The sequence below is a fragment of the Sorangium sp. So ce1153 genome, from assembly GCF_051521595.1.
In the GTDB taxonomy this organism is placed as follows: domain Bacteria; phylum Myxococcota_A; class Polyangia; order Polyangiales; family Polyangiaceae; genus Sorangium.
In genome coordinates this window covers 5,703,958-5,722,766 of sequence record NZ_CP150361.1, presented here as the reverse complement: position 1 = coordinate 5,722,766, position 18,809 = coordinate 5,703,958, and the positions used below count along the sequence as shown (strand labels likewise).

Here is an 18,809-nt window from a genome sequence, read left to right as displayed (position 1 = left end):
CCCCTGGGCGCGAGGGCTCGCCGGCCCGTCGCGCCCCCATGAACGTACACACGACGGTCTGACCAGCGCCACGACGCTGGCGGCGCGGGCTCACCGGCGCTTCGGCACCGCGGTGCTCTTGCGCATCACGAGCTCGGCCTCGACCACGACGCGCGGCGCGGAGCGCTGGCCGCTCTCGATCTGATCGAGCAGGATGTGGAGGCACCGGCGCCCGAGCTCGGAGAAGTCCTGGCGCACCGTGGTGAGCGGAGGCGTGAAGTAGGCCGCCTCCGGGATGTCGTCGAACCCGACGATGCTGATGTCCTGCGGCGTCTCGCGCCCGTTCTCGTGCAGGAAGCGGAGCAGGCCCAGCGCCATCTGGTCGTTGCCCACGAACACGGCGGTCGCGCCCGCCGTGCGCACCAGCTGCGACGCGAGCTCGTAGCCGGAGCGCGCGCTCCAGTCGCCCCGCAAGAGCGGCGGGACCTCCGCGCCGGCCGCCTGCAGCGCCGAGCGCCAGCCGTCGATGCGCTGGTCGGCCTCGAGCCAGTCGGTCGGGCCGGCGATGTGCCACACCGTCTTGTGCCCGAGATCGAGCAGGTGGCGCGTCGCGGCCACCGCGCCGCCGTGCTGATCGACGGCGACCACCGGCACCGAGTCGTCCGGCCCGCCCTCGACGGCGACCACCGGGACGTCGGAGGTGAGGTGGCGGAGCGCGTCCACCGCCGACCGCTGCGGGGCGATGACGACGACGCCGTCCGCCCCCTGATCGCACAGCCGCTGCACGGCCTCCACCACCGGCGCGCGGCTGAGCGACCTCAGGCTGGCGATGCTCACGCCGTAGCCCGCGTCGTGCGCCGCCTCCTCCAGCCCGAGGAGCGTCGACGCCGGACCGTAGAGCGTCGTGTCGAAGCTGACGACACCCAGCGTCCTCGACCGCCCGGTCACGAGCGCCTGCGCTACCGAGCTGGGCCGGTAGTCGAGTTGGCGGATCGCGTCGAGCACCCGCTCCCGCGTGTCGCGGCGCACGTGGGGGCTGTCGTGCAGTACCCGCGAGACCGTCTGGTACGAGACGCCGGCGAGCTTGGCCACATCGACCATGACCGCTGCCCGGCGCCCTCCTCTCTTGACGCGGCGCTCCTGAGCAGACCCGCCAGCCTTGTCATCCATCGGGGCCGGAGGATAACCTCGGACGGACCGATTGGAATTGACATCCGTCATGTGAACGTTCACATTGATTTCGGGGCTCATTCTTTTTCTGCTTTTACCGAGCAGCGGGTCGTCTCATGCGCACCGGGACCTTCGTCATCGGGATTGATTTCGGCACGGACTCTGTTCGCGCTGTGGTCGCGGACGCGACCAACGGCGAGCTCGCGGGGGCCGGGGTCGCGCCCTACCCGCGCTGGGCGCAGGGCCTTTACTGCGACCCTCACGCGCACCAGTTCCGCCAGCACCCGCGCGACTACCTCGAGGCCATGGAGGCGGCCGTCGGCGCCGCCCTGGGCCAGGCCGGCGCCGACGTCGCCGCGCGCGTGCGCGGGATCGCGGTCGACACCACCGGCTCCACGCCGGTCCTCGCCGACGCGAAGGGCAGGCCGCTCGCGCTCTGCCCCGGCTTCGAGGAGGACCCGGACGCGATGTTCATCCTCTGGAAGGACCACACCGCCGTGGCCGAGGCGGCCCGGATCAACGAGCTCGCCCGGACCTGGGGCGGCCCTGACTACACGAAGTTCGAGGGCGGCGTGTACTCGTCCGAGTGGTTCTGGGCCAAGGCGCTCCACGTCCTCGAGACGAGCCCGGCGGTCGCGCGGGCGGCGGCCACGATCCTGGAGCACTGCGACTGGATCCCCGCCGTCCTGACCGGCACCGACGATCTCGGGCGGATCAAGCGCAGCCGCTGCGCCGCCGGCCACAAGGCGATGTGGCACCCGGAGTTCGATGGATATCCGTCGAACGACTTCCTGGCGCGGCTCGACCCGCGTCTGCCCGCGCTCAGGGCCACCCTCGGCTCGCGCACCTGGACCGCGGACGCGCCCTTCGGGACGATCTCGCCCGAGTGGGCCGCGAAGCTCGGCATCCCCGGCGACGTCGTCGTCGCGGTCGGCGCCTTCGACGCGCACATGGGCGCGGTCGGCGGCGACATCCAGCCGCACCACCTGCTCAAGGTCATGGGCACGAGCACGTGCGACATGCTCGTCGTCCCGAGGACGGGCGCGCCCGAGGTCCTCGTCGCCGGGATCTGCGGCCAGGTCGACGGCTCGATCCTCCCGGGCGCGATCGGCTACGAGGCGGGGCAATCCGCGTTCGGCGACGTGTTCGCCTGGTTCAAGCAGCTCCTCAGCTGGCCGCTCCTCGCGATCCTCCCCTCCCTCCCCGGCGCCGGCGGCTCGCCCCGCGAGGGGCTCGCCGACGCGATCACGGAGCGGATCCTCACCGAGCTGGACAGGGCGGCCGCGGAGATCCCGCCGGGGAAGACCTCCGTCCTCGCGCTCGACTGGCTGAACGGGCGGCGGACGCCGGACGCGGACCAGCGGCTCAAGGGCGCCCTCGTCCGGCTCGACCTCGGCACCGACGCCCCGCGGATCTACCGCGCGCTCGTCGAGGCGGTCGCCTTCGGGTCGCGCGCCATCGTCGAGCGCTTCCGGTCCCAGGGGATTCGCATCGACGGCGTCATCGGCATCGGCGGCGTCGCGCGCAAGAGCCCGTTCGCCATGCAGGTCCTGGCGGACGTGCTCGACATGAACGTCGAGGTCCGCGCCGGAGAGCAACCGGTCGCACTCGGCGCGGCGATGTTCGCCGCGACGGCCGCCGGCCTGCACGCCACGGTCGAGGGGGCGCAGCGCGCGATGTCGCCAGGGACCGAGGCCATTTATAGGCCAGACGCCGCTCGCGTCGCGCTCTATGATGCGCTGTACAGGGATTATGTCGCGCTCGGGTCCTTCGTGGAGAGGGAGCTGACGCGATGAGCGGAGTTGTCATGAAGGATTTGCTCGAAGGCTTCGAAGTTTGGTTCTTGACCGGCAGCCAGGACCTCTACGGTGAGGAGACGCTGAAGCAGGTCGCCGCGCACGCGCGGGAGATCGCCGCTCACCTCGACGCGTCGGGCAAGCTCCCGGTCAAGGTCGTCTGGAAGCCGACGCTCAAGAGCCCCGAGGCCATCCTCGCCGTCTGCCGCGAGGCCAACGCGTCGCCCCGGTGCGCCGGCGTCATCACGTGGATGCACACGTTCTCGCCCGCGAAGATGTGGATCGCGGGGCTCACGCGCCTGGAGAAGCCGCTCGCTCACCTGCACACGCAGTACAACCGCGAGCTGCCCTGGGGCACCATCGACATGGACTTCATGAACCTGAACCAGTCGGCCCACGGGGACCGCGAGTTCGGGTACATCGGCGCGCGGCTGCGGATCGAGCGGAAGGTCATCGTCGGCCACTGGACGGACGGCGACGTCCTCGCCCGGCTCGACACATGGGCGCGCGCCGCCTGCGCCGCCGTCGACGCGCGGCGGCTCAAGATCTGCCGCTTCGGCGGGATGAACATGCGCGAGGTGGCCGTCACCGGCGGCGACCGCGTCGAGGCGCAGGTCAAGCTCGGGTGGGCGGTGAACGGCTACGGCGTGGGCGATCTCGTCGGGCGCATCGCCGACATCGACGAGGGCGAGGTCGATCGCATCGTGGCGGAGTACGGCGACGCGTACGCCATCGCGCCCGCGCTGAGGAAGGGCGGCGAGCGCCACGGCGAGCTGCGCTACGCGGCGAGGCAGGAGGCGGCGATGCGCTCCTTCCTCGTGGAGGGCGGCTTTGGCGGGTTCACCACGACGTTCGAGGACCTGCACGGGCTCAAGCAGCTCCCCGGCCTCGCCGTCCAGCGGCTGATGGCGGAGGGCTACGGCTTCGGGGCGGAGGGAGACTGGAAGTCCTGCGGCCTCGTCCGCGCGCTGAAGGTCATGGCGTCCGGCCTGCGCGGCGGCGTCTCCTTCATGGAGGACTACACCTACCACCTCGTCGCGGGGAAGGAGCGGGTCCTCGGCGCCCACATGCTCGAGATCTGCCCGTCGATCGCCGCGGGCAGGCCGTCGCTCGAGATCCACCCGCTGTCCATCGGCGGCCGGGGCGACCCGTGCCGGCTCGTGTTCGACGCCGGGACCGGCCCCGCTGTGAACGTCGCCATGGTCGACATGCGCGGCCGGATGCGGATGGTCGCCAACGAGCTCGAGGCGGTGGCGCCCGACGCGGAGATGCCGGAGCTGCCGGTGGCGCGCGCGGTGTGGATCCCGAGGCCCGATTTCAAGCGCGCTTGCGAGGCGTGGATCCTGGCCGGCGGCGCGCACCACTGTGCGCACAGCCGCGCGGTCACGATGGAGCACATCGAGGACTTCGCCGCGATCGCCGGCGTGGAGCTGATCCGCATCGGCGACGGGACCGAGATCCGGGCGCTCAAGAACGAGCTCCGCTGGAACGACCTCGCCTACCGGCTGGCGCACTGAAGGGGCAGGACGTGAGCGCTTCCTACCGAGAGCTGCGAGAGCGCGCCTTCGTGGCGAACATGGAGATCCCTCGCCGGGGGCTCGCCATCTACACGTTCGGGAACGTCTCGGCGTTCGACCGCGACCGGGGCGTGCTCGCCATCAAGCCGAGCGGCGTCGCGTACGATCAGCTGACGGTCGACGACATCGTGGTCGTCGACCTCGAGGGGAAGGTGGTCGAGGGCCGCCTCCGCCCTTCCTCGGACACCCGGACGCACATCGTGCTCTACGCGAACTTCCGCGGGGTGGGCGGCGTCGTCCACACGCACTCGACCTACGCGACGGGCTGGGCGCAGGCGGGCACGCCGATCCCGATCTACGGGACGACCCACGCCGACCACCTGGCCGAGGACGTGCCGTGCACCGAGGTGATGGGCGCGGACGCCGTGCAGGGCGACTACGAGACGGAGACAGGCAGGCAGATCCTCGAGTGCTTCAAGGAGCGGAGCCCGCTCCACACGCCGATGGTGCTCGTCGCGGGCCACGGCGCCTTCGCGTGGGGAGAGGACGCCGACAAGGCGGTCTACAACGCGGTGGTGCTCGAAGAGATCGCGAAGATGGCGTTCCTCACCCGCACGATCCACCCGGGCGCCGCGCGCCTGCCCGACGCGATCGTGCGCAAGCACTTCGACCGGAAGCACGGGAAGGGCGCGTATTACGGCCAGAAGTGAGGCCGGGCGTCAGGCAACGACGACGAGCAAGCCGCCTCGAAAGACGGGGCGCATCACGGATGAAAAGGAGCTGCGCCATGAAGAGAAGCCGTTTTGTCGCCGCGGCAGTGGTGGTCCTGACCGGCCTTTTGGTGATCCTCGGGGGTCTGGGCTGTCAGTCGGAGAAGAAGAAAGTGACGCTCGGGTTCTCCCAGATCGGCGCGGAGAGCGAGTGGCGGACCGCCAACACGAAGTCGATCGAGGAGTCCGCCAAGGAGGCCGGGATCGACCTCAAGCTCTCGGACGCCCAGCAGAAGCAGGAGAACCAGATCAAGGCGATCCGGTCGTTCATCGCCCAGAAGGTCGACGTCATCGCCTTCTCGCCCGTGGTCGAGACCGGCTGGGAGCCCGTCCTGCGCGAGGCGAAGGCGGCCAAGATCCCCGTCATCCTCAGCGATCGCGCCGTGGACGTGAAGGACGACAGCCTCTGGGTCACCTTCATCGGGTCGGACTTCGTCGAGGAGGGCCGCCGCGCTGCGAACTGGCTGGTCGAGAAGACGAAGGGCCAGGAGGGCACCGTCAACATCGTCGAGCTCCAGGGCACCGTCGGCTCGGCCCCCGCGATCGATCGCAAGAAGGGGTTCGAGGAGGTCATCAAGGACAAGCCCAACTTCAAGATCATCCGCTCGCAGACGGGCGACTTCACCCGCGCCAAGGGCAAGGAGGTCATGGAGGCGTTCCTCAAGGCCGAGGGCAAGAACATCAACGTCCTCTATGCCCACAACGATGACATGGCGATCGGCGCCATCCAGGCGATCGAGGAGGCGGGCCTCAAGCCCGGCAAGGACATCATCATCATCTCGATCGACGCGGTGAAGGGCGCGTTCGAGGCGATGATGGCCGGGAAGCTCAACGTGACCGTCGAGTGCAGCCCCCTCCTCGGGCCGCAGCTCATGAGCGCGGTGAACGACCTGGTGGCCGGCAAGACGCTGCCCAAGCGCATCGTGACCCAGGAGGGCGTCTTCCCCATGGAGACGGCCGCCCAGGAGTTCCCGAAGCGCAAGTACTGAGCGCGGGCGCGCTGTCGCCTGTCCACCTACATCTCAGCAAGCGCGGGGAACCGGGAGACGACCGGGTTCTTCATCCCCTTCCCCGCCCCCCATGGTCTAGTGCCAGCACAACCCTGAGCATGCGCGACGGTCATCGCCGCGCGAGAAGAGCGTGAACGATGGCGAGCGAAGCCGTGCCCGTGCTCGAGATGAAGGGGATCTCCAAGGGTTTCCCCGGAGTGCAATCGCTCTCGTCGGTCGACTTCCGGCTGTTCCCGGGAGAGGTGCACTCGCTGATGGGGCAGAACGGCGCGGGCAAGTCGACGCTGGTCAAGGTCCTCACCGGCGTCCACGCGCCGGACGGCGGGAGCATCCTCCTCGACGGCCGCGAGATCAGGCCGGCGAGCCCGCTCGACGCGCAGAAGCTGGGCATCAGCGCGGTCTACCAGGAGGTGAACCTCTGCACCAACCTGTCGGTCGCCGAGAACATCTTCCTCGGGCGCGAGGGCTCGAGCGCCTTCGCCATCCCGTGGCGGGAGATGCGCCGGAACGCCGCCGCCGTGCTGAGCGACCTCAACGTGCACATCGACGTCGCCGCGCCGCTCTCGGCCTACTCGCTGGCGGTGCAGCAGATCGTCGCGATCGCCCGCTCGCTGACCGCCAAGGCGAGGATCCTCATCCTCGACGAGCCGACCTCGAGCCTGGCCGAGGACGAGGTGCGGACGCTCTTCTCGGTCGTCCGCCGCCTCAAGGCGCAAGGGATGGCGATCCTCTTCATCTCGCACTTCCTCGACCAGATCTACGAGATCTCCGACCGGATCACGGTGCTGAGGAACGGCCAGCTCGTCGGCGAGTACCTGGCCGCCGAGCTGCCGCGCGTGCAGCTCGTGACGCGGATGGTCGGCCGCGAGGTCGCGGAGGACGGCCCGCGCCGGGCCGAGCGCGACCGGGCGGCGAGCGCAGCGGGCGGGGGCGGCGGGGGCGCGACCTTCTTGCGGACACGCGGCCTCGGCAAGAAGGGCTCGGTCCGGGACATCGACCTCGAGGTGAAGCTCGGCGAGGGGCTCGGCATCGCGGGCCTCCTGGGCGCCGGAAAGACCGAGACGGTGCGGCTCCTGTTCGGGATCGACTCGGCGGATCACGGCGCGATCGAGATCGACGGCGAAGACGCGCGCATCGGCTCGCCGATCGACGCGATCGCGCGCGGCCTCGGCTTCTGCCCCGAGGACCGGAAGACCGAGGGCATCCTCGGCGACCTCTCGCTGCGCGAGAACATCATCATCGCCCTCCAGGCGAGGCGCGGCATCTTCCGCAACCTGTCGCGGGAGCGGCAGGACGAGATCGCCGACCTCTACATCCAGCGGCTCGGCATCGTGGCGGCCGACGCGGAGGTGCCCATCTCCAAGCTGAGCGGCGGCAACCAGCAGAAGGCGCTCCTCGCCCGCTGGCTGGCGACCGACCCGCGCATGCTGATCCTCGACGAGCCGACCCGCGGCATCGACATCGCGGCCAAGGGCGAGATCATGGGCCAGGTCGCGGAGCTCTGCGACCGGGGCATGGCGGTGGTGCTCGTCTCCTCCGAGATGGCCGAGGCGCTGCGCTACTCGGACCGGCTCGTCGTCCTGCGCGACCGGCGCAAGGTCGCGGAGCTCGCCGCCCGCGAGGCCGACGAGCAGGCGGTTTACCACATCGTCGCCGGAGGTGAGGCGTGAGCGCGGCCGCCTCCCTTCGCCAGCTCACGAAGAAGAGCACCTTCTGGCCGGCGGCGATGCTCGGGCTGCTGCTCCTCTTCAACCTCGTGAGCAGCCCTCGGTTCTTCGCTATCACGGTGAAGGACGGCCACCTTTACGGCAGCCTCATCGACATCCTCAACCGCGCCTCGCCGCTCATGATCGTCGCCATGGGGCTCACCCTGGTGATCGCCACCCACGGCATCGACATCTCCGTCGGCGCGGTGGTCGCCATCTCGGGCGCCGTCGCGGCGGCGATGATCGGCGGCCAACTGGTGCTGAACGGCGGGGCCGGCATGGCGGACGTGACGCAGTACCCGTTGCCTGTCGTCCTCTGCGGCGCGCTCGGCGTGGCGCTGGTCTTCGGCATGTGGAACGGAGCGCTCGTGTCGTTCCTCGGCATGCAGCCGATCATCGCGACGCTGATCCTGCTCGTCATGGGCCGGGGCGTCGCCCAGCTCATCACGAACGGCCAGATCATCACGATCTATTACAGCCCTTACCACGTGATCGGGAACGGCTTCTTGCTGGGCGTCCCTGTCGCGCTGTTCATCGTCGCCGGCGTGGGCGCCGTCCTCTGGCTCCTGACCCGCAAGACCGCGCTCGGCCTGTTCATCGAGGCAATCGGCGTCAACCCGGTCGCCTCGCGGCTGGCCGGCATCCGCGCGCGCTCGATCACCTTCGCCTGCTATGTCGTGTCCGCGCTGTGCGCCGGCATCGCCGGTCTCATCGTGAGCTCGAACGTCAAGAGCGCGGACGGCAACAACGCGGGCCTGCTCTTCGAGCTCGACGCCATCCTGGCCGTGGTCCTGGGCGGCACGTCGCTCTCCGGGGGCAAGTTCACGCTGGCGGGGAGCGTCCTCGGCGCCCTGATCATCCAGACGCTCACCACCACGATCTACTCGGTCGGCGTGCCGCCCGAGGTCAACCTGGTGGTCAAGGCGCTCGTCGTCTTCCTGGTGAGCATCCTGCAATCGCAGAAGGTCAAGGATCTCATCGGGAAGCAGCGGGCGAGGAGGGTGGCCGTATCATGAGCGACACCGCCGCAGCGACACCGCCGCAGCCACGGAGGCATCCATGAGCGACACAGCCGCAGCCACGGGGCGATCCATGAGCGACACAGCCGCAGCCACGGGGCGATCCGTGAGCGACACCGCCGCGAGCGCCGGGCGACCCGTCCGGCTCGACCCGAGGCACCTGCCGCTCGCCGTCACCGTGGGCCTGTTCGTCCTGATGTTCGGCGTCGGATCATGCCTGTTCGACGGGTTCTTCTCGCTGCAGGTGTTCCTCAACTTCTTCATCGACAACGCGTTCCTGGCGATCACCGCCATCGGGATGACGTTCGTCATCCTCTCCGGCGGGATCGACCTCTCGGTCGGCTCGGTCATCGCGCTGACAACGATGGTCTCGGCGTCGCTCGTCGAGCGGCACGGCATGAGCCCGGCCGTGGTCATCCCGCTCGTCCTGGCCATGGGCGCTGGCATCGGCCTCGTGATGGGGCTTGTCATCCAGTACTTCGAGGTCCAGCCCTTCATCGTCACGCTGGCGGGCATGTTCCTGGCCCGCGGGCTCTGCTACCTCATCAGCATCGACTCCATCACGCTCACCGACGGCTTCTACGTCGCCGTCTCGTCGCACCGCATCCCCTTCCTGCTCGACACCTCGATCACCTGGAACGTGGTCATCGCGCTGGCGCTGTTCGCCGTGGCCATCTACCTCGCGCACTACACGCGCTTCGGCCGCATCGTCTACGCGATCGGCGGCAGCGAGCAGTCCGCGCTGCTGATGGGCCTCCCGGTGCCGAGGACCAAGGTGCTCATCTACACCTTCAACGGGTTCTGCTCGGCGCTCGCGGGCGTCGCCTTCACGTTCTACATGGTGTCCGGCTACGCGCTGCACGCGGGCGGCATGGAGCTGGACGCCATCGCCGCCGTCGTCGTCGGCGGCACCCTGCTGACCGGCGGCCACGGCACGGTGGTCGGCACCCTCTTCGGCGTGCTCATTCTCGGCACCATCCAGACGCTCATCATGTTCGAGGGCACGCTCAGCTCCTGGTGGACGAAGATCGTCATCGGGCTCCTCCTCCTGGTTTCCTGCCTGCTCCAGCGGCTGCTCGCGCGGCGGCCGGGCGGGGTCGCGCGAGGAGGATGACAGGAGCGCCTCCCTGCTGTGCCAGGCGTGATCAGACCGGCACCCTCCGGGAATTCCGAGCCTGACCAGCGAGCCGCGAGCCTGGGGACCCCAGCACGCCCTTCCGCGGCAGCGGGCGACGATCGAAGACTGTCCGTTCACCAACCAGAGAACTCAGACGGACCAAGCGAGACGCGGGCGACGACGCGACGCTTGAACGCCGGAGAGCCTCTGCGCGCCCGACCGTCGTCTCCACGCGCCGCTGGCGGCTCGGACCAGAGCGGAAGGCTCGCCGCGCCGGGTGTTTGTAAAGTGATTTGACAATCAGGGATCATCCCGCCGGCAGGCGCAGGCCCGTCCTGCGCTGCAGCCTCATGGTCCCGAGGAGCTGTGTTGTTGTGCCCTGCACGTCGCGCGCGCCGGCGGGAGTCCATCCGCGGGAACAGTCGAGGAAGGCCGCTCATGACGACCATCGAAGAAGATTGCAGGGCCAGCGAGCTGGGGGGGGTCAACGAAGGCGGCGCCCGCGCGGAGCGCGCCGGTCGCCCGTGTGCCGGCCAGGGCAGGCGAGCGCTCGGCGCGCTCCGGAGGAGCTTCAGGCCGATGCTGCGGACAGGGCTCCTCCTGGGCCTCCTGCCCCTCTCCCTGTCGTTGCTGGGGAGCTGCTCGACGCCTGACGGCACGCCGCCGACCTCCGGAGGTACGGGCACGCAGCCGGGCGATCCGGGCGCGCAGCCGGGCGATCCGGGCGCGCAGCCGGGCGATCCGGGCGCGCAGCCGGGCGATCCGGGCACGCAGCCGGGCGATCCGGGCACGCAGCCGCACCCGGAGGATCCGGAGAAGTACGTCTCGTTCGAGCCCAGGTCCGACAGCTTCCCCCTTGTCGCCGGCGGCAAGGCCGCGCCGCTCGTCGTGAGCGCGAGCGACCACCCGGGCGTGATCCGGGTGGTGAACGACCTCAAGACCGACATCGGCCGGGTCACGCAGGTCGAGCCCGAGGTCTCGCTCGACGAGATCCCGGCGGCGGAGGACGTCGTGCTCATCGGGACCCTCGGCAGGAGCCCGCTCGTCGACAGGCTGGTGAGCGAGAAGAAGCTCGACGTCACCGGCATCGAGGGACGGTGGGAGACGTCGCTCCTCCAGGTGGTGAACGATCCGGTGCCGGGCGTGCGCCGCGCGTTCGTGATCGCGGGCAGCGACCCGCGCGGGGCGATCTTCGGCGCGTACGACGTCTCGAGGAACATCGGCGTGTCGCCCTGGCACTACTGGGACGACGTCCCCGCGCACAAGCACAGCGAGCTCTACATCCTGCCGGGGCGCTACTCGCAGGGCGAGCCGAAGGTGAAATACCGCGGCTTCTTCATCAACGACGAGAACCCCGCCCTCGGCACCTGGGCGCGCAACACGTTCGGCCCCGCGCCCAACGCGAGCGCCCCGAACGGCTTCGATCACGAGCTCTACGCCCATGTGTACGAGGTCATGCTCCGCCTCAAGGCGAATTACCTGTGGCCGGCCGTCTGGGGAAGGTCGCTGTTCGACGACGACCCCGAGAGCCAGGCGCTGGCCGCCGAGTACGGGATCGTGATGGGGACCTCGCACGAGGCCCCGATGATGCGAGCGCAGGACGAGTGGAACCGCCACGGGAGCGGGGAGTGGAACTTCGATAACAACGCGGAGTACCTGAAGAAGTACTGGGCCGACGGCATCCGGCGGATGAAGGACTACGAGAGCGTGGTGACCGTCGGCATGCGCGGCAACGGCGATCTGCCCATCGACAACGGCGGCAACATCGATCTGATGCAGCGGATCGTGCAGGCGCAGCGGCAGATCCTCACCGAGGTGACCGGCAAGGAGGTCGCCACCATCCCGCAGGTCTGGACGCTCTACAAGGAAGTCCAGAGCTTCTGGGACGACGGCATGCGCGCGCCGGACGACGTGATCATCAACTGGTGCGACGACAACTGGGGCAACATGCGCGAGCTGCCCGACCTCTCCGCGGCGCCGCGGGCCGGCGGGTACGGGCTCTATTACCACTTCGACTACGTGGGCGGCGGCCGGAATTACAAGTGGGTGGACACCAACCTCCTCCCCAACATCTGGGAGCAGCTCCACCTGTCGTATCGCTACGGCGTCGATCGGCTCTGGGTGGTGAACGTGGGCGACATGAAGAACGAGGAGCACCCGCTCGAGTTCTTCCTGGACTACGCGTGGAACCCCGAGCGGTGGCCGGTGGAGCGCATCCCTGTGTGGGAGCGGCAGTGGGCGGCGCAGCAGTTCGGGCCGGAGCACGCGGCCGAGATCGCCGAGGTCCTGACCATGTACTCCCGGCTGCAGTCGCGCCGGAAGCCCGAGCTGCTCAACCGGGCCATCACCGTCAGGGCCGGCGCCGACGTCGGCAGGGACCCGAACAACGCCATCGTCTACAGCGACGGGAGCCCCTTCAGCCTGATCCACCACGACGAGCTGGAGCGGGTCGTCGCCGAGTGGCAGGCGCTCGCGGCCGAGGCGGAGCGGCTCAACGAGGCGCTGCCGGCGGACTACCGTGACGCCTACTACGAGCTCGTGCTCTACCAGGTGAAGGCCAGCGCCAACCTCTATGCGCTCCGCCTGGCCGGCTTCAAGAACATCCTCTACGCCGCGCAGGGGCGCGCCGCGACCAAGGACATGGCCGACGCCGCCCAGGCCCGGCTCGCCGACGACAAGTCGATGTCCGCCTACTACAACAACACGCTCGCTGGCGGGAAGTGGAAGGGCTTCCAGACGCAGCCGAAGATCGGCTACGGCGGGAACTATCCGGACTCGGGCTGGCAGCAGCCGGAGCGGAACAACGCCGTCCTGGAGGACTTCATCTGGCCGGAGCTCAAGCAGATCAACGTCCCGCGCGCGGCGGACATGGGCGTGGCCATCACCGGGTCCGACAAGCACTGGCCCGCGGAGCAGACGGCCGCGGTGCTGCCCGAGCTCAGCCCGTTCCAGACCCAGCCGGCGCAGCACATCGAGGTCTTCAACCGCGGCCAGGAGCCGTTCGATTATACCATCGAGGCGGCCGTACCCTGGGTGACGGTGGCGCCGAACAGCGGCAGAATCGAGAAGGAGGCGCGCGCGACGGTGAGCGTCGACTGGGACGCCGCGCCCACGGGGACCACGGAGGTGCCGATCACGGTGAAGGGCCCGGGCGGCAAGACGGTGATGGTCAAGGCCGTGGTCAACAACCCGGACGTGAACCGCGCGGAGCTCGAGGGGTTCGTGGAGAGCAACGGCTACGTGTCCATCGAGGCCGAGCACTTCACCCGCGCCGTGAGCGCGGACCCGATCACCTGGCAGCTGATCCCGCACATCGGCCGGACGGCGGGCGGCATGACGCCCTTCCCGGTCACGTCGCCGCGGCAGACGCCCGGCGGGGAGAGCCCGCGCCTCGAGTACGAGATGAACCTCTTCACCAGCGGCAAGGTGACTGTCTGGGCGTACCTGTCGCCGAGGAACAACGTGCTGCACAGCGACGGGCTGAAGTACGCCGTGTCCATCGACGACGGGCAGCCGCAGATCGTCAACGTCACCACGGCGCTCAACGGGGTCCCCATGAACAAGTCGTGGGAGAGGAACACCTCGGACAACGTGAACCTCACGTCGACCACGCACACCATCGCGCAGCCCGGCGCGCACGTGCTGAAGTTCTGGATGGTCGACCCGACCGTGGTGGTGCAGAAGATCGTGGTGGACACAGGCGGCCTGAAGCCGAGCTACCTGGGGCCGCCGGAGAGCTTCCGCGTGACGAAGTAGAGAGGCCCTTGGGCCACCCTCCACTGGAAAGGCTGATGCAGATGACGCTTGCTCCGGAAAACGAGAAATCAAGTTGCGCAGACGGGCCGCCCAGGAGACGGTCCCATTCGCTGACGGTCCTGAGATTTCCGCTCCTTCTTGTCGGGCTGCTGAGCATCGCGCTCGCGAGCGCCTGCTCATCGAGCGGCGCCGATGAGCCGAGCGGGGGGACCGGCAGCGGCAGCGGCTCGAGCGGCACTGGCCCCGGCGCCTCGGGCGGCGGCGGCGAGGGCACCGGAGCCTCGGGCGGGGGCGTCGTCGGCAGCGGCGGCGGCACCGGCGCGGGCACGGGAGGGGGCGAGAACACGGGCGGCGCGTCGGGCTCCGACGAGGAGTATCCCGTGCCGGATTCCCTGCCGAACGAGACCGGCGCTGACCTCTGGCTCAGGTACCCGAAGCTCCCGATTCCGGGGCGCCTCGCGGAGTATCAGGCGGCCTTCAAGCGCGTGGTCAAGTCCGGGAGCGGCGCGAGCCTCGACATCGCCGAGGCCGAGCTGGTGAAGGGCCTGAGCGGCTTGACGGGCGGAACGGTCGCGACCGGCGCGGCCGTCGAGGGCCCTGGCGCCGTGGTGATCGGGACGGCCACGGCGAGCCTCATCAAGGACCTGCCGCTCGCGGCGCGCCTCGGAGCCCTGGGCCCCGAGGGCTACGTCGTCGAGACAGCGGACGTGGGAGGCCAGTCGGTGATCGCCGTGGCGGGCAACACGGAGGTGGGCGTGCTCTATGGCACCTTCGCCCTCCTCCGGCACGCCCAGAGCCACAGCGCCCTCGCGGGGCTGTCGCTCGGCGGCTCACCCAAGATCGAGCACCGCATCCTGAACCACTGGGACAACCTCGATCGCACGGTGGAGCGCGGCTACGCGGGCCGGTCCATCTGGGACTGGAGCGCGCTGCCGGGCACCCTCTCTCCCCGATACAAGGAGTACGCGAGGGCCAACGCCTCCATCGGCATCAACGGGACCGTGCTCACGAACGTGAACGCCAACGCGCAGGTCCTGACGCCATCGTACCTCACGAAGGTCAAGGCGCTCGCCGACGTCTTCCGCCCTTATGGCATCAGGGTCTACCTCACCGCCCGCTTCAGCGCCCCGATCGAGATCGGCAACCTGAGCACGGCCGATCCGAACAATTCCAGCGTCAAGCAGTGGTGGGTGAGCAAGGTCAACGAGATCTACCAGCAGATCCCCGACTTCGGAGGCTTCCTGGTGAAGGCGAACTCCGAGGGGCAGCCGGGGCCTCAGGACTACGGGCGGACGCACGCCGACGGCGCCAACATGCTCGCCGACGCGCTCGCGCCTCACGAAGGCATCGTCATATGGCGCGCCTTCGTCTACTCGGACGACAGCCCGCCGGACCGCATCAAGCAGGCCTACGAGCAGTTCAAGCCGCTGGACGGCAAGTTCAAGAGCAACGTCCTCGTGCAGGCCAAGAACGGCCCGCTCGATTTCCAGCCTCGAGAGCCGTTCCATCCGCTGTTCGGGGCCATGCCCAAGACGCCCCTGGCCCTCGAGCTCCAGGTCACGAAGGAGTACCTCGGCGAGGACACGCACCTCGCCTACCTCGGCCCGCTCTTCGAGGAGGTCCTCAAGGCGGACACCTACGCGGACGGCGAGGGCTCGACCGTGGCGCGGGTCATCGACGGCACCCTGCACGGCTACGCCACCACCGCGATCGCGGGCGTCTCCAACGTGGGTGACGACACGAACTGGACCGGGTCCCACATGAACCAGGCGAACTGGTACGTCTTCGGGCGCCTGGCGTGGAACCCGGATCTCTCCGCGGAGGCCATCGCCGAGGAGTGGGTCCGCCAGACCTTCTCGAACGACCCGGTCGTCGTCACTCCGGTCGTTCAGGTGATGATGAGCTCCCACCAGGCGCTCGTCGACTACATGACGCCTCTCGGGCTGGTCCACATCATGGGCAGCGACCATCACTACGGGCCGGCGCCGTGGGTGAGCAACCTGAGCCGCGCCGAGTGGAACCCGGTCTACTATCACAAGGCGGACGCCCGCGGCATCGGCTTCAACCGCTCGTCCTCGGGCAGCAACGCTGTTGCCCAGTACTTCGGGCCGGTAGGGCAGAAGTTCGGAAGCCGGGACACGGTGCCCGACGACTTCCTGCTCTTCTTCCACCACGTCGGCTGGCAGGACGAGCTGAGCTCGGGGAAGACGCTCTGGGAGGAGCTCGTCCATCGCTACAGCCGCGGCGTGGACGAGGTGGGGGTCATGCGAGAGACATGGGCGTCCGTCGAGGGGCGCATCGACGGACAGCGCTTCAAGGACGTGACCGACTTCCTGAAGATCCAGCACTACGAAGCGCGCTGGTGGCGCGACGCGTGCCTCTCCTACTTCGGCCAGTTCGGGAACCTCCAGGTCCCGAGCGGCTACGCCCCCACGGCGAACTCGCTGAGCTTCTACCAGGGGCTCAGCTGCCCGTCCGACGTGAAGAAGCCCCGCTGCTCGCAGATCTACACGGGCGATCCGTCACCCGCCATCCTCCCCTGAGAGCGGCCAGCCTCTCGCTGATCCGCCTGCCCACCCCGCCCGGTTGCGACCACTAAGCGCTGGAGGCGCTGCCCTGGGCGTCGGGGGCGCGGCCCGAGGCGCCGCCCGAAGCGCCGGCGGAGCGGCGGCCGCGGGCCGCGCCGGCGAGCGCGAGCCCGAGCAGCGCCGCCTGGACGAGGCACGTCTCCACCTCGGGGTAGATCCCGATCGCGGCGACGCGAGGGAGCGGCAATCCATGGACCGGCACCAGCCCGCAGAGCTGGAGGGCGGCCACGCCGCGGCCGGCGAGCGGTACGCACAGCAGGCAGGCAACCCAGGCGGGAGGGCTCGCCCAGCGGCGCGCGGCCGCCCGGCTCACGCGGATCGCGAGCGCCGCGCCGGCGACGAGCAGCGCGAGCGCGAGCAGGGCACCCGCGACGGCGGGCGGCGCGACCGGGAGGGACACGCCGAGCGCGGCGTCGAGCCCTGAGAACGCCGCGCCGAAGCTGGCCAGCAGCGCGGTCGCGAAGACGACCGCGCGAGCGCGCCGCGACAGGCCCTCTCGCGATGGCTCGCGCGGGCGCGCCTGCCGCGCGTCGCGCCACAAGGCGAGCGCCGCCGCGCCGGCGACGACAGCGACCGCGAGCGAGGTCGCCGCGCCGGCCACCAGCGTGCGCCAGAAGCCCGCCATGTGCCCGAGCGCCGCCGCGACCCACGCGGCGAGCGCGAGCAGCAGGGCCGCGCCCGACGCGACGTGGACGACACGCCGGCTCCGGGACGGAGCGACGACGGCGAGCGCGGCGAGGAAGAGCGCCGCGGCGGCGAGCTCGCGCAGCAACAGGCGGCTCGAGACAAGGGCGACGAGCCGACCCGGCACGCCCCCGGAACGGGCGAGCGATACCTCGGCATAGGTGGCGTCGCGCAGGAGCGCGGCCATGCCGGCGTCCAGCGCGTCCGTGGTCGCGCCAGCCGCCGCGCCGGCCGCGAGCGCCGCTCGCAGGGCGAAGGCGCCGTCGCCGAGGTCGTCCGCGAGCGCCTCCTTCACGGTGCGGACGCTCGCCTCCGCCGCGTCGATGCCGTCGAGCTGCGCCGTGTCGAGCGCCGCGCGCGCCTCCACGAGCCGGCCCTCGCGCAGGGCGGCGCGCCCCCGGTCGAGCGCGGCGCGCGCGGTGGTGAGGGGTGATGACGAGGCCTCGGGGGCATAGGGGACGCGCCGCCGGAGCTCCGCGAGGAGGGCCGCGTGCCGCTCGGCGGGGATCCCGCGCGCCGAGAGCTCGGCGCGGAGGTCCCCGTCGGAGCGGAGCGCGAGCTCGACCACGGAGTAGCCCGGCAGATCGAGCGGCCGCGGGGCGGCGGGCTGCGGGTGGTGGAGGCCGGCGACGTGGAAGGCAAGGTCCCAGCGCTCGCTGGCCGTGAGAAAGGTGAACGGCACCATGGCCGTGCCGTTGACGCCGAATCGAACGGTGGACTCGACGGCCGTCGGCGCGAGCTGCTCGGCGATGTCCGCGTCGTGGAAGTTCGCCGGGTGCGGGACGAGGCTCGCCGCGCGCTTCGTATCGGCGTGCCCCGTCGGGCCGTGGCAGCTGGCGCAGTTCTCCTGATAGAGGGCCGCGCCGCGCTCCGCGTCGGGCCGCGAGAGCGGCGCCTCCGCCAGCCGGAAGGCGGCGGCGACCCGGTCGCGCGCGGCCCTGGCCGCAAGGGCGACCCGATCCGCGGAGACCTTCGCCTCGACGAGCGCGCGCACGTCGGCGACGCCCTGGGCGAGGTCCCCCGCCCCGCTCTCCAGCGCGGACGGCTGGATACGGGCGGCGATGTGGATCGCCTCGCCGAGCAGCGTCAGCTGCTCGTCATACTCGATCGCGCTGGTGACGGCGCCGTCCGCCACGCAGCCGCCATAATCCATGGCGACGTAGCCGAGCATATGAATGAGGCGGCGCGCCTCGACCTCGGCCGGCTCCCCCGCGTCGGCCAGCGCGGGACGCTCGCCGACGAGCAGGACAGTGGCCGGGATGGCCAGCAAGGTGGCCGCACTGGCCGCGGCCAGTGCGGCCAGCGCGGCCACCCGCGCCGGCGGTGAGGGCGGCGAGCGCGGCGAGGGCAAACAACCGCTCGGCCCCGGCGCCTTCATGTGTCCAGGTTCCGGGTGGGCGCGAGCGCGGGCGCAAGCGCGGGCGCGGGCGCGAGCGCGGGCACGGGAAAGAAATCGGAATGACACACTTCCCTCATACAATCGAAAAGGAGTTCATGCTAGCTTCCCGCGGTTGTGCTGCGTCCCTCGTCAACGACAATGGTTTGAGGTCCTTCTGATCATGATCGCACCCCGTGGCGCTCCGGGTCGCCATGCCGCCTGGCCAGGGAGCGGAGAGGCTTTGCCAGGTTAACCTGCTGCTGCCGATCGGCGGCTCCGCGGCGAAGACCCCCGCCCTCCCGGCGGAGGCAAGCCGGCA

At 70.2% G+C, this 18,809-nt stretch carries 11 protein-coding genes; 9 read left to right on the top strand and 2 right to left on the bottom strand.

Going from position 1 to position 18,809, the window contains the following annotated elements:
• Positions 1 to 90: 90 nt before the first annotated feature.
• A complete protein-coding gene (locus tag WME85_RS20315) occupies positions 91 to 1,149 on the bottom strand; it encodes a LacI family DNA-binding transcriptional regulator (RefSeq protein ID WP_437840347.1) in 1,059 nt (352 codons plus the stop codon).
• A 116-nt stretch (positions 1,150 to 1,265) separates the two neighbouring features.
• Between WME85_RS20315 and WME85_RS20310 the strand changes: the two genes are divergently transcribed.
• The 9 genes from WME85_RS20310 (at position 1,266) to WME85_RS20270 (ending at position 16,383) form a co-directional block, all read left to right on the top strand.
• Complete coding sequence (locus tag WME85_RS20310) at positions 1,266 to 2,945, top strand: ribulokinase (protein WP_437840346.1); 1,680 nt, start codon at positions 1,266 to 1,268, stop codon at positions 2,943 to 2,945.
• 11 nt (positions 2,946 to 2,956) lie between these two features.
• Positions 2,957 to 4,462 (top strand): L-arabinose isomerase, encoded by a 1,506-nt coding sequence (araA, locus tag WME85_RS20305; RefSeq protein ID WP_437840344.1) that lies wholly within the window; start codon positions 2,957 to 2,959, stop codon positions 4,460 to 4,462.
• An 11-nt stretch (positions 4,463 to 4,473) separates the two neighbouring features.
• Complete coding sequence (locus WME85_RS20300) at positions 4,474 to 5,172, top strand: L-ribulose-5-phosphate 4-epimerase (protein ID WP_437840343.1); 699 nt, start codon at positions 4,474 to 4,476, stop codon at positions 5,170 to 5,172.
• Between the two features lie 77 nt (positions 5,173 to 5,249).
• A complete protein-coding gene (locus WME85_RS20295; protein ID WP_437840342.1) occupies positions 5,250 to 6,221 on the top strand; it encodes an ABC transporter substrate-binding protein in 972 nt (323 codons plus the stop codon).
• A gap of 158 nt (positions 6,222 to 6,379) precedes the next feature.
• Positions 6,380 to 7,912, top strand: a complete 1,533-nt coding sequence (locus WME85_RS20290) for a sugar ABC transporter ATP-binding protein (RefSeq protein WP_437840341.1) — start codon at positions 6,380 to 6,382, stop codon at positions 7,910 to 7,912.
• A gap of 56 nt (positions 7,913 to 7,968) precedes the next feature.
• Complete coding sequence (locus tag WME85_RS20285) at positions 7,969 to 8,964, top strand: ABC transporter permease (protein ID WP_437842334.1); 996 nt, start codon at positions 7,969 to 7,971, stop codon at positions 8,962 to 8,964.
• A 76-nt stretch (positions 8,965 to 9,040) separates the two neighbouring features.
• The gene (gene yjfF / locus WME85_RS20280) at positions 9,041 to 10,081 is read left to right on the top strand and encodes a galactofuranose ABC transporter, permease protein YjfF (protein ID WP_437840339.1); all 1,041 of its coding nucleotides are present in this window, start codon (positions 9,041 to 9,043) and stop codon (positions 10,079 to 10,081) included.
• 441 nt (positions 10,082 to 10,522) lie between these two features.
• The gene (locus tag WME85_RS20275; protein ID WP_437840338.1) at positions 10,523 to 13,840 is read left to right on the top strand and encodes a glycosyl hydrolase 115 family protein; all 3,318 of its coding nucleotides are present in this window, start codon (positions 10,523 to 10,525) and stop codon (positions 13,838 to 13,840) included.
• Positions 13,841 to 13,881: 41 nt separating this feature from the next.
• Positions 13,882 to 16,383 carry an alpha-glucuronidase family glycosyl hydrolase gene (locus WME85_RS20270; protein ID WP_437840337.1) on the top strand — a complete coding sequence of 834 codons (2,502 nt, stop codon included), beginning with the start codon at positions 13,882 to 13,884 and terminating at the stop codon, positions 16,381 to 16,383.
• Between the two features lie 52 nt (positions 16,384 to 16,435).
• On the opposite strand, the gene WME85_RS20265 is transcribed toward WME85_RS20270, so the two are convergent.
• Positions 16,436 to 18,490 (bottom strand): c-type cytochrome, encoded by a 2,055-nt coding sequence (locus WME85_RS20265; protein ID WP_437840336.1) that lies wholly within the window; start codon positions 18,488 to 18,490, stop codon positions 16,436 to 16,438.
• Positions 18,491 to 18,809: the final 319 nt, after the last annotated feature.